The following is a 14,573-nucleotide window of genomic DNA, read 5'->3' on the forward strand; positions in this document are numbered from 1 at the left end:
TAATGATTGATGTACGAATCGTTAATTTGGTTACGCTAATGTTGAGTGTGATACAAATTGCGCTACGGATCTTTGATGTTCGTCAGGTTTATGGGGATAAAAATGGCGAGCGAACATCAGGGGTTATCAAATAAGTAAGGTTATTGACTCTGATGAATGCCATACCAAAGTTGGCCTAGGGCGATGCCGCCATCATTGATGGGGATCTGTTTACTGGATAACACTTTATTTCCTTGGGCGCTGAGCTTGCTCAGGCAGTATTCCAATAGATATTTATTTTGAAATACGCCACCGCAGAGCACGGTTGGGAGGTGTTGATACTGGGCAGTATAATCACAGATAGCATCACCTAATGTGTGTAAAAAGGCGCGGGCGATGGCATAGCATCTATTGTCTGTTAGCGGTTGTGCTGTAATGAATTCAACAATTTGCTTGAACATCTCACTGCTGCGCCACTGGTCGATGTCAAGAGGTAAGTTAAGCGAAATGACTTCAAGGGCTAATGCATCGGCGCGATTGGCCGCGGCTTCTATCGCCATGCCCGCTTGACCTTCAAACAGTGTGGTTTCGATTAAGCCTAAGGCGCAGGCGAGGGCATCGAACAGTCGTCCGACAGAGGAGGTTTTTATCGCACTGCCGTTCTGCCAGATCTTATGTAAGTTAGTCAGAGTGTTTGGGTGCATGTTGTTTAATATAGGTAATTGCAATGCGAGTACAGCATTGAGGCTCATTTGCTCGAATAATAATGCCAGTAACAACCTCACGGGTTGCTTAATGGCTTGCTCGCCACCTAGCAGAGCTATGGGCTCAAAATGGGCCAGTCGCTGCGCTTTATCGAGCGTAGTTAATAGCACTTCACCGCCCCATAAACTGCCATCGTCGCCAAGCCCAGTACCGTCAAAACTAAAGCCCAATACGGGATCTCGATATTGATTAACCGCCATTACGCTGAGCACATGGGCATGGTGGTGTTGCACCGATAAACATTTATTTTGACGGGTATCGCTGAGTTTTACACTCGAGTTTGAGTGCATTTCAGCCCAGCGCGAAGGGGCATAATCTGGGTGTTTATCGCAAATAATAAGATTTGGCGTAAAGTGATACAACCGAGCAAAAGTGGCTAAGGTGCGCTCAAAATACTGCTCGGCGCTGACACTGAATAAATCGCCAATATGGGGACTTAAAAACACATTGTTGCCAAAGCCTAAGGCGATGGCATTTTTTTGCTGTGCACCTACGGCTAAAATTGATTGGGTTAGCGGTGTATCAAGTGGAAAACTTAAGGGCGCATAGCCGCGGGCGAGACGCAGCACTTGTACCTCTGCGGAGTAGTCCAGTTGCGGCTGAATCACTTGCACCACACTGTCATCGCAGCCATTAATAATCGGCCGATTATGATCGACTATGGCATCCACCACATGGCTTAAGTGACTAATAAGCTCATCACAATCAGTGATGATAGGTTCACCGGAAACATTGGCGCTGGTTGCAACTAATGGCCCTTTGAAGAGACCTAATAGCAAATGATGTAGCGGTGTGTAGGGTAAAAATACCCCGAGTTTATTCAGATTGGGGGCGACAGCTAAGCTGAGATCATGTTCGGCTCGGCTGCTCATCAGCACTATGGGCCTTTCTTGCGAACTTAGCACTCGCCACTCGGCATCCGTCCCTGTGACATAGTGCTGCACCATGGTGATATCCGCCATCATCACCGCTAGCGGCTTGGCTTGGCGCTGTTTTCGCAGCCGGAGTGCGTTGACGGCATTGTCACTTCGGGCATCACAGATTAAGTGAAATCCACCCAATCCTTTAATTGCCAGAATCTGCCCTTGGCGTAATCTGTCAGCCGCTGCTGTCAGTACCGCAAGGTCCGTACTCAATTCAGGTGCGCTGACATTTGAGGCATTGGGAAGGATGTATTCCCCTTGCGGTGTTTTTAAACTGAGTCTGGGGCCACAGGCGGGGCAACTTATGGGCTGGGCATGGTAGCGGCGGTCGAGTGGGTTTTGATATTCTTTGGCGCACTCGGGACACATGTCAAAATCGGCCATGGCGGTGTTGTGTCTATCATAGGGTAAAGCATTGATAATCGTGTATCGAGGGCCACAGTTAGTGCAGTTGGTAAAGGCATAGCCAAAGTGGCGGTCATCAGGATTATGTATATCGTGGCAGGTACTTTTATCTGCCGATACCGCCACTTGCGCACCTATCGGTGAACTGGGGTCATCGTCCTCATGGCTGTCGCTTTTTATAATCTCAAACGTGGTTTCGCTTAATAAAATCGGCAGTGGTATTTGGCTGATATTGTCGATACGGGCGAGTGGCGGTGGAGTGGTATTGAGTACAGTGATAAAGCGAGTGAGGTTTTCATCATTACCTTGCAGCTCAATGGTCACGCCCTTGGCATTGTTGAGCACAGTGCCCGTCAGTTGAAACTCAAGGGCATAACGATAGACAAAGGGGCGAAATCCCACCCCTTGTACTATGCCAGTGACGTGCAACTGACAGCGTTTTAACGTGGCTCCCTTGTGGACAAGGTATTCCAATGCCAGCCTTCGTTTTATCTGCAGGTCACTGTGCTTTTTGTGACGACTATTGTGCCTATGTGGCTTCATACGTTGTGACTTAACTTTTGGCCTCCTAATCATGGGCATTCAGTTGGCGCTGCTTAACGTAAAGTGCCCCAACGGCTAAGTTATCGCCGTCTAAATCTAGGCTGCGATTGATCACCAATGGAAAGTTTTTGCCTAAGCGTAAGCTGATGCGTTTGCACAGGGTTTCATTGATTAATTCATTGCCCGCTAAGGCTATATTGTGCACGCCGATATTTAAATCGATATGCTCGATCCAGTTAGATAAATAGTCCGCCAGCGAGTCTTGCATTGCAAAGGCGAGCTGACTCGGATCGTCATTACCCGCAATACGAAAACTTAAGACAGTGCCTAAGGTTTTACACCAATTTAGGCTGCGGTGGGCTTCACCTTTGGTCAGCGGATAATCGATACGCGGTGCATTGGCACCGTGGTAGCGCATGGCAGCGGCCATGAGTGCATCGCTGAGCCTTGCTTGGCTTTGAGTATCTTCTTGTGTATTAAGGCCAATTAATATGGCAGCAATCGCCCACAGGCTTTGTAAGTTGTCCCGTCTGCCGTGAAGCTTTAGGCTTAAAAGTTTTAGGTAATCTTCGGGGAACAGGCTCTTAAATTTTTGCGCTACGGCTTTTTGCGGACTGCTGTCCAGTTGATGGAAGATTTCGTAACCGTTATCGGGCAGCTCGGGCAAGGCAAAGAAAAGTTCAGTGTCGCCCTTATTATCGCAGGTGACAATTTGACTGGCGTGGGTATGGCTTAAGTAAATGACCGCAGCATTTTTTGCCTGTTTATGACTGGTAAACTTACCGTTGAGCAGCGCACTGAATAGCGCTGCGTCTGCAAGGGTGTGATTTTCTGTGTTGACTGTATTTTGATTATTATCGCTTAGCATACTGGTGCAATGAATATCACTGTCTTCACTTGACGGTACTTGAGTCAATACTGACACACTCAGTTCGCCTTGGTGCGATCGTGAACGTTTCGCCGCTTGCCATTGGGCTTGATAGCCGTGAAAACTGACTTTTTCCCTTAAGGGTTCTGGAGCGATAAAGTGCTTGGTTTGAACCTGTGTTGAGCTTAAATCGTGACTGGCGATTTGTGCCCAAGCACCATCGACCCACGCTAGCTTCGGCCTATTATGCGGCCCTTTAATGTAAACCCAATCGACCCCTTTTTGTCGTAATACTTCCCCGAGCACTAAGATTACTCGGCTGTAGGCAAAGCAAATGTCGTACAGTGGCGCACTGAGTTTGTCGTGTTCTTGCGTGGGTCTCGCGCAGATAAGTGGCTTTTCAATACTCGAAAGCGCGAGCACCTGCGCATCGTTCAGACAAAAATGGGCGTTCAGCGTATTGGGATTACAAATTAACAGTTGTGGCCGCTCGCTTAAGGGCTGCTCAAACGGTGTCAGGCTGATTTGCAGATTATCGGCGGCCGCTAATGTCAGTGGGCCTTGTGTCAGCAGTCCCTGTGCCATGGCTTTAATATCTGACAAGGTTAACGCTTTTTGTGCGGACGTTAATTGTGTTTCGCCCTTGCAGCAAGGGCAAATTAAATCGAGTGTGCCAAACTTAGCCGACTGATTATCGCCAATCAACGGATAACAATGCTGGCAAAAAGGCACTATGGCAGGGCTTGATCCAGACTGTGGAAAGGGCAGTAAGGTTTTACTGCCTTGGGGCTCGTCGATGACTTTAATGCTAGAGTCAATCAACCAAGCGGAAATCAAAAAGTCCGCGGCAATGGCATCGGCCAATTGTTCTAGTTGGTTTTGCTCGCCCTGAGCTTCAATAAAATAGCTTTGAGGGCCAAAGTCATGTTGGCCAGCACTATATTGACCTGAGCTATGTTGACCATCACAGCCTATGCTGATATTTAGTTCATCATAATTTAGGTATTGATTACATAAATGCGCGTACAGAGGCACCTGACGTGAGCAGGTAAAATCAAATCTGATGTTTTTCATCTTCTATATACTTTCACCAGTAGTAACGCCACGTTTATAAGAGTCAGGGATCAGCGAGTCAATACTATGCTCGGCAACACGCGTCGCAGTGAACCCAAGGGAGGCTAAGTGGGATAACAAGCTTGATTCCATTAAAGGTACCGCGGCGGCGACTTTAGGGGTCAAGCCTAGCACCATAGGTTCGAGCACGGTTGGGGTGACGCCCAGCACGAAGGTCTTAGGTCTGTCGCCAACCATTTCCATCATATTGAGGGTTTGCAGCATTTCGACTTCATGGGCGCTGCCTTGCCAGTCGATTTCCTTTGGCGCTTTATCAAAATCGAAGAAGTAGACTTCGCCCGCTTCTACGCCATTGGCGTTAACAGTATCGACCACGATTAAATAATCGTATTGGCAAATAATAGGGATAAGTCCCTGAGCCAAGGTGCCGCCATCGAGCAGCTTTAGCTGGTGGGACTCGTGGGTAAACTGATAATTATCAGCTATATAATTGACAAAATGTACGCCGATGCCTTCATCGGCGTACAGGACATTGCCAATACCGAGTAGCAATATCTTCATTGGACTCCTAGTGGTGTGAGTCTGGCTTTGGGTAGTCATAGCCAGAGACAATCGAGTCAACTGAGTTATGTTTGAAGCGTATCCCTGACCAAACCGCCATATAGACGTGGATAACCACAAAGATAACAAATGCCCAAGTGAGGTAGTGATGCCAAATCCTAACTTGTGCTAGCCCACCCATTTGTGCCGTGATCCAAGCGGCGCTGCCCCAAAGCATGCCACCTAAACCTTGGTGATACACATTGGCATACAACACCAGACCTGTTATACATATCACAAGAGCGACCAGTGAGATTGCTACATAAGTCACAAATTGCAGCGGTCCATAGACACCGGCTTTATGTAAGTGCCCCATCCATAAGTAAGATTTCAGCTGAGTGATCCAGCTTTTTACGCTCATGACATCGCGAAATGAGCGCCGCTCAATGTCGCTTCGGCTGAAAAAATACAGGTAGAAGCGCACTAAAGTGATTGCGGTTAGTACAAAACCGCAAATCAGATGAGCGAAGCGGATCCAGCCTTGTACGAGTACGTCCGTACTTTCAGGCGCCACAAGAAACGGCCAAGCAATATAGAATCCGGTGATCACTAGCACCAGAATTGATAGTGCCCTGAGCCAGTGGAAAATCCGTATTGCCGGACTAAAAATCAGTGTCCGAATGCGGGTTGCAGAATGGTTCATTTTGCGTTCCCTCCCTCGATTATTGACCATTGGGACTGACACGGAACTCGCTCAATGCTTGGCCTTTGAAATCCATTACGTGTACAGAACACGCCATGCAAGGGTCAAATGAGTGAATAATACGTATCACCTCAAGGGGCTTAGTAGGATCTTCCAGTTTCAAGCCAATTAAAGAGGCTTCATAGGGACCCATTTTACCGTTGGCATCCACTGGACCTGCGTTCCAGGTAGTTGGTACGACGGCTTGATAGTTCTCAATCACTCCATTTTTAATGCGGATCCAGTGGCTTAACATGCCGCGTGGCGCCTCGATCATAGCGTGACCTACATACTCTTTATTTGGATCAATATTGGGTTTTACATAGGTAGATTCATCGGACTGGATATTCGTCAGCAGCGCATCAAAGGTTTTTAACCCTTCTTGGGCGACGATGACTGTCTGCAACATACGGGCTGCAGTGCGACCTAAAGTGGTAAATAGAGCCGCTACGGGTAGACCTGTGCGAGCGAGCAGGCCATTGACCGAATCCACGACCACCTTGTTACCGCGGGCATAACTCACCAATAGGCAGGCGAGTGGACCCACTTCGACAGGCTCACCTTGATAGCGGGGAGATTTCACCCATGAGTATTTGCCATCACCATCCAGTGTTGGCAATTTGCCGTAGACAGTGTCGCGTTCAACAAAACCCGTGTAATTAGGAATCGTTGTACCGTCATAGGGATGTTGCGGTGCATCGGCGCTATACCAAGCGTGGCTGACGTCTTCGGCAATCAGATCTGGATTCACATCACTGACGCCAGCAAGGTCGCCATTCATGATCACGCCTTGATTAAACATGTATTCGCCATTGGCTAACACAAAGTCATCGGTCGCCATGAAGTTTTTCACGTTTACGCCGCCCAACACGCTAGGCTCAGTACCAAAGGCTTCGGCTGCCATCACGATATCTGCTTGATAGGCACGCAGAATAAAGTCAGTTACTGTCGCATGTTTTTGCTTCCATTCCTGTAGGCGAGCAGGGCTGAGCATGTCGCGCACCGAAGTTACACCACCGACAACAACGGATTGTGGATGTGGTGATTTACCACCAAATATGGCTAGCATTTCTGCCGCAACACGTTGTACTTCAAGCGCTTTAAGGTAGTGAGATAGCGCGATAAGGTTTTGCTCTGGGGTAAATTTATAGGTGCCGTTGCCCCAATAAGCGTTGGCAAATGGACCTAATTTTCCCGTTTCGACAAAGCCTTTAACTCTTTCTTGTACCGCTTTTAAATCACCTTCACCCGCCGCTATGGGATGGTCTGTGTATTTCAGGGCAACTTGTGCCGCTTTAGCAGGATCGGCGCTCAGTGCAGAAACCACATCAACCCAATCTAAGCCGTGTAGATGGTAAAAATGGACAATATGGTCGTGCATGTATAAAGAGGTTTGCATTAATGAACGTAAGTATCTTGCGTTCAATGGAATTTGAATTCCTAACGCATTTTCAACCGCTTCAGTACCGCAGCGGTAGTGGGAATAGGTACATACGCCACAGATACGTTGCACAATAAGGCCAACATCCATAGGCGTGCGGCCTTTGAGAATGACTTCAATACCGCGCCAAAGTGTGGAGGATGACCAAGCCTTGTTGATGACGTTATTTTCATCAACTTCGACTTCGATACGTAAGTGACCCTCGATACGTGTGATAGGGTCGATAACAACGCGCTTGCTCATGGGTTATTCCTCCAGCGGTTTGGCAAAAATACTGGCAACGGCATGGGCTCCAATGCCCACCACAGTCGCGCCTAAAATCACCGCACCAATAGTATCTGCGGTCGCATCCAATCCATGGAGGAGTTGACGGCCAAGGGGTTTTTCAAAGTCAGCCATATCGTCCCAGAAGTTAGGTTCTGAGCAACCCATACAACCGTGTCCAGCGAGTACTGGCCAGCTAGTGTGATGGTTAAAGCGCTCGGTTGGGCAGTTGTTGTAGGTGTAAGGACCTTTACAACCGACTTTATAAAGGCAGTAGCCTTCTTTCGCACCGTGATCGCCAAATTCTTCAACGAATTCACCAGCATCGAAGCGGCCGCGGCGTTCACAGTTATCGTGTACCCGTGCGCCGTAAGCCCATTTAGGTCTATTAAACATATCCAGCGCAGGTAATTTTCCGAACATGATGAAGTACATCAAAGTGCCGACTATGTTCTTTTCACTCGGTGGGCAACCGCCTAAGTTAATCACGGGTTTACTGACCACTTCATGCACGCCTTTAGCCCCCGTTGGGTTTGGATAAGCGGCTTGCACCCCACCAAACGCCGCACAAGTGCCGACAGAGATAATCGCGGCGGCGCCTTCAGCAGCATGCTTGATGATTTCTAACCCTGTGTGGCCTTTACAACCCACAGTTAAGAAACTGCCGTTATTTGCAGTCGGAATCGCCCCTTCAACGGCCAGTAAATAGCGGCCCTTGTAAGTTTCGAGTGCATGTTCGAGGTTCTCTTCAGCTTGCCAACCCGCTGCAGCCATTAAGGTTTCGTGATATTCCAAGGAAATATGATCGAAAATCAGTGAGTCTAGATTGGGGGTATCGGTACGAATTAAAGATTCGGAGCAGCCAGTACATTCGGCCATATGTAACCAGATTAAGGGTACACGATCGGCTAATTCGGCAGCTTCGGCCACTAAGTTACTAAAGGGGAGTGGTAATGCGAGCATGCTCGTCACCATGGCACTCCACTTCATAAAATCACGGCGACTAATGCCGTGCTGTTGCATTTTCTCAATCAGCGATTGTTGTTGACGGGGAGCGAATTGGCGTAACGCATCTAAGCGCGCCTTTCCCTGTTCATATAGGGCTGCATGTGTGTCCATGGGTCAACCTTTTTTGTTATTTAAATGTAAATTGGTAAGGGTTTACATAATTGACAGTGTCAGTTTAGGCCGTTGGAGTGTAAAGATTATTGATGTATATCAAGAATTTTTAAGAGATGTGACCGAACTGATTTTGACATTTAATTAACATGACACAGATCTAATTTCACTTTTCCTAATGGGACAAAATGTCTCACATTTGCCATTTTGGATGAAATCGGTCACTTAATCAGCACTCATGTGATTAAGGTGATGCTGGTAACTATGGTTCATTCGCGTGGTGAGTCTGGGCGAGTAGGTTAATTAAACTTATATAAGCTTGTTTAAGAAAACCTTAAGATTCAGTTAATAGATTCGAACGTAATCGTTAATGCGGAATATGCTATGAAGAAAATATTATTGTTACTCAGTTTATTGGCCGCAGGCGTACAAGCCGCGCCATCGCTGGACTATCAAGTGTTTAACGCGCAAAACCAAGCCGTTTCCCTGAGTGAGTTTAAAGGCAAAGTCGTCTATGTCGATTTTTGGGCATCCTGGTGTGGCCCTTGCCGTAAATCGTTTCCTTGGATGAATGAAATACAAAAAAAGTATCAAGATCAGGGATTAGCTGTCGTGGCAATCAACCTAGATACAGATAACGAGTTAGCCCAGGAATTCTTAAAACAAGTCCCTGCCAATTTTTCAGTGCGTTTTAACCCCGAAGGTGATGTCGCTCGCAGTTTCGATTTGCTGGGCATGCCGAGCAGTTTTATGTTCAATCGTCAAGGTCAGTTAGTACAGCATCATGTTGGCTTTTATGCCGATAAAACCGCTGAATACGAGCAAGAGCTCGTCAATTTACTGAAGGAGTAATTTATGCTTAAACCCGCATTAGTCGCAGTAACGCTCATCATAGGTTTGAGTGGATGTTCAAGTTTAGGAGTGCAGCCGTGGGAGAAAGGCCAGTTGGCCCGCAGCGATATGGCGCTCGACAGTGAGAAGCTCGACCTTGCACTCGATGATCATATTTATTTTAGTAAAGAAGGCAGTAGCGGCGGTCGTGCATTTGCCGGTGGTGGATGTGGCTGTAACTAAACTCTCCGTTGGTGTTATTTGCCCTTAGATGTAACGAATAAATGTAACGCACAGATGTAATGAACAGACGTACTAAAACAAATGTGACGAGCAGATGTTCTAAAATCTGGGGCGAAATCCCGCGGTATTGAATAGATGGAAATGACCTACAGGTGTTGTCAGCTATGACCCAAAAAAAGAACCAAATAAATACAAGACAATCGAAGCAGATAGCGGGTGCTCTCGCATTAGCCAGTTGTGGACTGTTTGCTACAAGTGGCCATGCGACTGAATTATCTAAAAAAGCTGACGACTGGAAGATCGATGCTGCGTTAATGTATTACGGTGAGCAGGATAGAGTACAAGCCATCGAAGCTATAGGCACAGCGCAAAAAGCCTTTGGCGATGACAGTGTGCTGGATCTCAAACTCGTGGTTGACAGCCTAACGGGTCCTTCAGCATCGGGCGCTGTGGCCCAAAGTACCAGCCAAACGTTTACTCGACCATCTGGTAATGGTCAATATCATGTTTCAGCGGGGGAAACGCCGTTAGATGACACCTTTCACGATACTCGTGTACAAGCCAATGTCGGTTGGAGTGAAGTGCTGACACCTGATTGGAAACTCAATGTTGGCGCATATGGCTCGAAAGAGTTTGATTATATGTCAATGGGCATCAATGCCGGAATTGAGCGAGGGTTTAATAAAGACAACACCACTTTATTTTTAGGTACGGCTTATAGTTTCGATGTGGTTGACCCCGTTGGCGGTCGTCCGGTGGATTTATCTTCGATGGTCATTCGCGATAACTTCACCAGTGAGGAAGCTTATCGAAGCGCATTCGATGCGACTCGTCAAGGTGGCAGTGATAATAAGCAGACCGCGGATGTGATGTTAGGTATCACCCAAGTGCTTAGTCAGCGCTGGTTGTTGCAGGCCAATTACGGCTTGTCGAGTGTGAATGGCTATTTAACTGATCCCTACAAGGTGCTCAGTGTGGTGGATAACAACGGCATTACTCAGGATTTATTGTATGAGAGCCGCCCCGATTCGCGCTTGAAGCACAGTTTTTACGTGATGACCAAAGGCGCATTAGATGCGGGTGTGGTGGATTTTTCCTATCGTTATAATACCGATGACTGGGACCTCACATCACATACCTTAGAAACCCATTATCGGTATTACTTTACCGGCAACTTCTATGGACAATTACATCTGCGCTATTACCAACAAACTGCGGCTAACTTCTATCAACCTTTCTTGATGGCTGATACGCCACTGCCAGAGTTTGCCAGTGCCGATTATCGTATCGGTGATATGTCGGCTTATACGATTGGGGTTAAATTTGGCCATAGATTATCGGGCGGTCATGAAATGTCGTATCGCTTAGAGTATTACCAACAGGATCCGAAAAATAACGGCGCTACGATTCCTGGAGATCTGCAAAATTTCGATCTATTTCCGACTCAGAAGGCAATTACAGCACAGTTTAGTTATTCTTTTTAATACGAAATAATGCTACTGGCTCAGATAGCAAGGCGTTAAACTGTATGGGTAGCTTAGCTACCCATACTCAATTTACCCCTGAACTTATTCAATCGCAATCCCAGTGGGATGCCATGTGAAGAGGTGATTTATGATGTCGACATCGTCCCTAAAGACCGCACCTTATTCGTTGCAGCGCAGTGATTGGGGTTATGTGGGTGAATTTAGGGCCATGGCGAGTCCCTGTGAAATACTCATTGGGTGCGATCAATTTGATATTGCAGACGATATGTTGGATATGGCTGTCACTGAGGCGCTGCGTATCGAACATAAGTACAGTCGCTTTATCGCGCAGAATTGTCTGTGGCAATTAAACCATGCCAATGGTCATAAGCAGCTTATCGATGAAGAAACCTGGCAGTTATTGGCTTTTGCTAAACAATGTTTTCAGCTCAGTGATGGACTCTTTGATATTTCTGCTGGGCCGTTAATGGAACTGTGGCGCTTTGATCCCAAAGCCCAATTGCCCGAACATGGCCGCATACTTGCCGCGAAAGCCTTAGTGGGATTTGAGCGCATCGAGTTTGATTCGCGCCATATTGAGATGCCAACAGGAATGAAATTGGATTTTGGTGGTATCGCAAAAGAATATGCGGTCGACAGAGTCGCCTATGAGTTAGCCGAATGTTATCCAGACATTCCAGTGTTAGTGAATTTTGGCGGTGATATCGCTTGTCCCGTGTCCAAAGTGACGCCATGGCAAGTGGGAATTGAAGATCCACGACACCTTGACCACGCTGCGAGTGTACTGGCGATTAGTCAGGGTGCATTAGCGACCAGTGGCGATACGCGGCGCTTTTTTGAAGTCGATGGAAAGCGTTACGGCCATATTGTCGACCCACGCACTGGCTATCCCGTTATCCATGCGCCGCGCTCTGTGACTGTGTTAGGGCCAAACTGCGTGACTGCAGGTATGCTCGCCACTATGGCTATGCTGCAGGGGCGAGACGCGGAAGATTTTTTACAGCAACAAGATGTTAAGTTCAGTATTTTCCGTTAGGGCTCAGTTAAGGACATTGAATGCGTATTATGTTGGTTGAAGACAATGAGTTATTAGCCCAAGGGATTTGCTTGAGTTTGGCAAAGCTGGGCATGCAAGTTGATCACCTTAATAGTTATCAGCAAGCCTTGCTGGGGGTTAAAAATGAAAGCTTCAGTGCCATAGTGCTCGATCTGGGATTGCCTGACGGTAATGGTAAAGAGTTGCTTAAAGCTTGGCGTCAGCAGGGCGTGTCAATTCCCACAATAGTCCTGACCGCGAATACGGATTTTGACACTAAGCTCGAATGTTTAGACATGGGCGCCGATGATTATCTCGGTAAACCTTTTGATGTGCGTGAATTAGCCGCGCGCATTCGTGCTATCGTCAGGCGTCAGTATGGGCTCGATCACAACAGTTTGATTATTGGTGCTTTGTGTATCGATTTAAATACCCGTGAAGTGACCTTTCGCGATCAAAATGTGCTGCTTTCACGGCGTGAATTTCAATTACTGCTCGAACTCGCTCAGTCGGCAGGGCGTGTATTGACCCGCAGCCAGTTAGAACAGTTAACCTATGGCTGGGATGAAGTCGGCAGTAATTCAATAGAAGTGCATATCCACCATCTGCGCAAAAAACTTGCCAATGAATTAATCAAAACCGTGCGTGGAATAGGCTATACCTTGATTGAAATAAATTAATTTGAAGAGTTAAGTGACAAGCTCCACTTTTGTGGGTACTGATAACGCAGTGATGACTTGAAGCATAGTCGTTAGGAAAAAGAAGTGATTCGATTAAAGGGGCTAGATGTGTATTCACTGCGTTTGGTACTGACATTATTAATTTTGTCAGGTATTTCAGTATCCGTCGCTGTGTCTAGCTGGTTGAGTACTCGGGATTCTAAGCATCAAATCGAAGAACTCTTCGATGCGCAAATGCTCCAAACCGCCAAAATGTTGGAGTTGTTCTATCATACTGAGCCCAATGCAACAGCTCAGGATCTCGTCATACCCCAAGTGCTCCACGTTCCCGATAGCCAAATCAGTTCCTTTGCCGAAAAGGCCGATGCGCTGAAACTGGCCTATGAGCATAAATTGGCGTTTCAAATCTGGAGTGAGGCGGGTGAAGCCTTAGTTTTATCGGATAATATTGGTCATCAACCTATCAGTCGATTCGTACAGGGTTATCATAAGAAAGTGTTCGAAGGAGAACTCTGGCATGTGTTCAGTTTTTTTTCGGTTAAAAATCATGTTTGGATTGTCACTGCTCAACAGGATGAAGTACGCCAAGAGCTCGTATCGCAAATCATGCATAACGCCGTGATCGTGCCTTTAATGGTAGTGCCTTTAACATTAATTATTGTTAGCTTCTTGTTTTATCTCTTGTTTCGGCCATTAAAAACCTTTGAAAGAGAATTAATTGGACGTGCGCCCAACGATTTGACCCCGTTGACTATGTCATTGCCTAAAGAATTAGTCCCTGTTCGGCGCGCATTGAACTTATATATCAATAGTATCGCGCGATTTATCGCCCGTGAGCGTCGTTTTAGCGCCGATGCGGCCCATGAGCTTAAAACGCCATTATCTGTGATTAAATTACATCAACATGGCTTAGAGAGTCTGATTGATGATGATCCGCAGCAGAAATTCCATTTAGCTGCGATAGATGCTGGCGTAGTGCACATGAGTCATACCGTTGAACAATTACTCGTATTAGCAAGGGTGGACTCGATTAATGAGCTTAATGTGTCATCCCACGCCATTTTGCCTATGGTCGAAGATGCGCTTAATCAATTAATGCCACAAATCACAGATTATGAATGGAATATCGATATCGCATCCAATCTAACGGTGACCTGTGATCGTTTTTATTTGCTACTTGTACTGAAGAATATTATCGAAAATGCCTGTAAATACAGTCCACAGGAATCGGAGATTTCAGTGTTGGCCCATGCTTTGGATGATGAAATCTGTATTTGTGTCGCGGATCGAGGCCAAGGCATGACAGAGCCGCAGATTGCCAATGCGACAGAACGTTTTTATCGTGTGAATGAAAATGAAGGCATAGGAGCGGGATTAGGTTTGTCTATCTGTTATCACATCATAGAATTGCACCAAGGTCGTTTAGTGATTGCGCCTAGGGATCAAGGTGGATTATCTGTGACACTTTTTCTGCCAAAATAGTTCAGGCAATGAAATGTTAAAATAGATCCGCAGTTTCAGTGACATCAGCTCAGTTGTTTTGATACATTTAAGCGGGTAAAATTTTGAATTTTCCTGCTGTCTTAGTGTTAATCCTTAGGCTTACCAACAGATTGATTCGCTTATTGTGATA

12 protein-coding genes are annotated in these 14,573 nt (G+C 46.6%); 6 read left to right on the forward strand and 6 right to left on the reverse strand.

Going from position 1 to position 14,573, the window contains the following annotated elements:
- Nucleotides 1-140: 140 nt before the first annotated feature.
- The 6 genes from hypF to hyaA all read right to left on the reverse strand — a co-directional run bounded on the left by hypF (nucleotide 141) and on the right by hyaA (nucleotide 8,663).
- Nucleotides 141-2,546, reverse strand: a complete 2,406-nt coding sequence (gene hypF, locus L5L98_RS02520) for a carbamoyltransferase HypF (RefSeq protein WP_263138291.1) — start codon at nucleotides 2,544-2,546, stop codon at nucleotides 141-143.
- Between the two features lie 94 nt (nucleotides 2,547-2,640).
- Nucleotides 2,641-4,557, reverse strand: coding sequence for a NiFe hydrogenase (locus L5L98_RS02525; RefSeq protein ID WP_263138292.1), 1,917 nt, complete (start codon nucleotides 4,555-4,557; stop codon nucleotides 2,641-2,643).
- Nucleotides 4,558-4,560: 3 nt separating this feature from the next.
- Entirely contained in the window at nucleotides 4,561-5,118 is a 558-nt protein-coding gene (locus L5L98_RS02530; protein ID WP_028760179.1) for a HyaD/HybD family hydrogenase maturation endopeptidase, read from the reverse strand.
- Nucleotides 5,119-5,125: 7 nt separating this feature from the next.
- Complete coding sequence (gene cybH, locus L5L98_RS02535) at nucleotides 5,126-5,800, reverse strand: Ni/Fe-hydrogenase, b-type cytochrome subunit (protein ID WP_028760178.1); 675 nt, start codon at nucleotides 5,798-5,800, stop codon at nucleotides 5,126-5,128.
- 19 nt (nucleotides 5,801-5,819) lie between these two features.
- On the reverse strand, nucleotides 5,820-7,523 hold the full coding sequence (gene hyaB / locus L5L98_RS02540) for a nickel-dependent hydrogenase large subunit (protein ID WP_028760177.1): 1,704 nt from the start codon (nucleotides 7,521-7,523) through the stop codon (nucleotides 5,820-5,822).
- A gap of 3 nt (nucleotides 7,524-7,526) precedes the next feature.
- On the reverse strand, nucleotides 7,527-8,663 hold the full coding sequence (gene hyaA / locus L5L98_RS02545) for a nickel-dependent hydrogenase small subunit (protein WP_028760176.1): 1,137 nt from the start codon (nucleotides 8,661-8,663) through the stop codon (nucleotides 7,527-7,529).
- A 384-nt stretch (nucleotides 8,664-9,047) separates the two neighbouring features.
- Between hyaA and L5L98_RS02550 the strand changes: the two genes are divergently transcribed.
- From L5L98_RS02550 to L5L98_RS02575, 6 genes are all read left to right on the forward strand, one after another.
- Complete coding sequence (locus L5L98_RS02550; protein WP_028760175.1) at nucleotides 9,048-9,515, forward strand: TlpA disulfide reductase family protein; 468 nt, start codon at nucleotides 9,048-9,050, stop codon at nucleotides 9,513-9,515.
- A gap of 3 nt (nucleotides 9,516-9,518) precedes the next feature.
- Complete coding sequence (locus L5L98_RS02555; RefSeq protein ID WP_028760174.1) at nucleotides 9,519-9,737, forward strand: DUF4266 domain-containing protein; 219 nt, start codon at nucleotides 9,519-9,521, stop codon at nucleotides 9,735-9,737.
- Nucleotides 9,738-9,901: 164 nt separating this feature from the next.
- Entirely contained in the window at nucleotides 9,902-11,221 is a 1,320-nt protein-coding gene (locus L5L98_RS02560; RefSeq protein WP_263138296.1) for a DUF3570 domain-containing protein, read from the forward strand.
- 130 nt (nucleotides 11,222-11,351) lie between these two features.
- The gene (locus L5L98_RS02565) at nucleotides 11,352-12,260 is read left to right on the forward strand and encodes an FAD:protein FMN transferase (protein WP_263138298.1); all 909 of its coding nucleotides are present in this window, start codon (nucleotides 11,352-11,354) and stop codon (nucleotides 12,258-12,260) included.
- Nucleotides 12,261-12,280: 20 nt separating this feature from the next.
- Nucleotides 12,281-12,940: a response regulator transcription factor gene (locus tag L5L98_RS02570; RefSeq protein ID WP_028760171.1), complete on the forward strand. Its 660-nt coding sequence runs from the start codon at nucleotides 12,281-12,283 to the stop codon at nucleotides 12,938-12,940.
- 84 nt (nucleotides 12,941-13,024) lie between these two features.
- Nucleotides 13,025-14,422 (forward strand): ATP-binding protein, encoded by a 1,398-nt coding sequence (locus tag L5L98_RS02575; protein WP_131525481.1) that lies wholly within the window; start codon nucleotides 13,025-13,027, stop codon nucleotides 14,420-14,422.
- Nucleotides 14,423-14,573 lie beyond the last annotated feature (151 nt).

The organism is Shewanella sp. SM23 (genome assembly GCF_025654295.1).
GTDB lineage: Bacteria > Pseudomonadota > Gammaproteobacteria > Enterobacterales > Shewanellaceae > Shewanella > Shewanella oncorhynchi.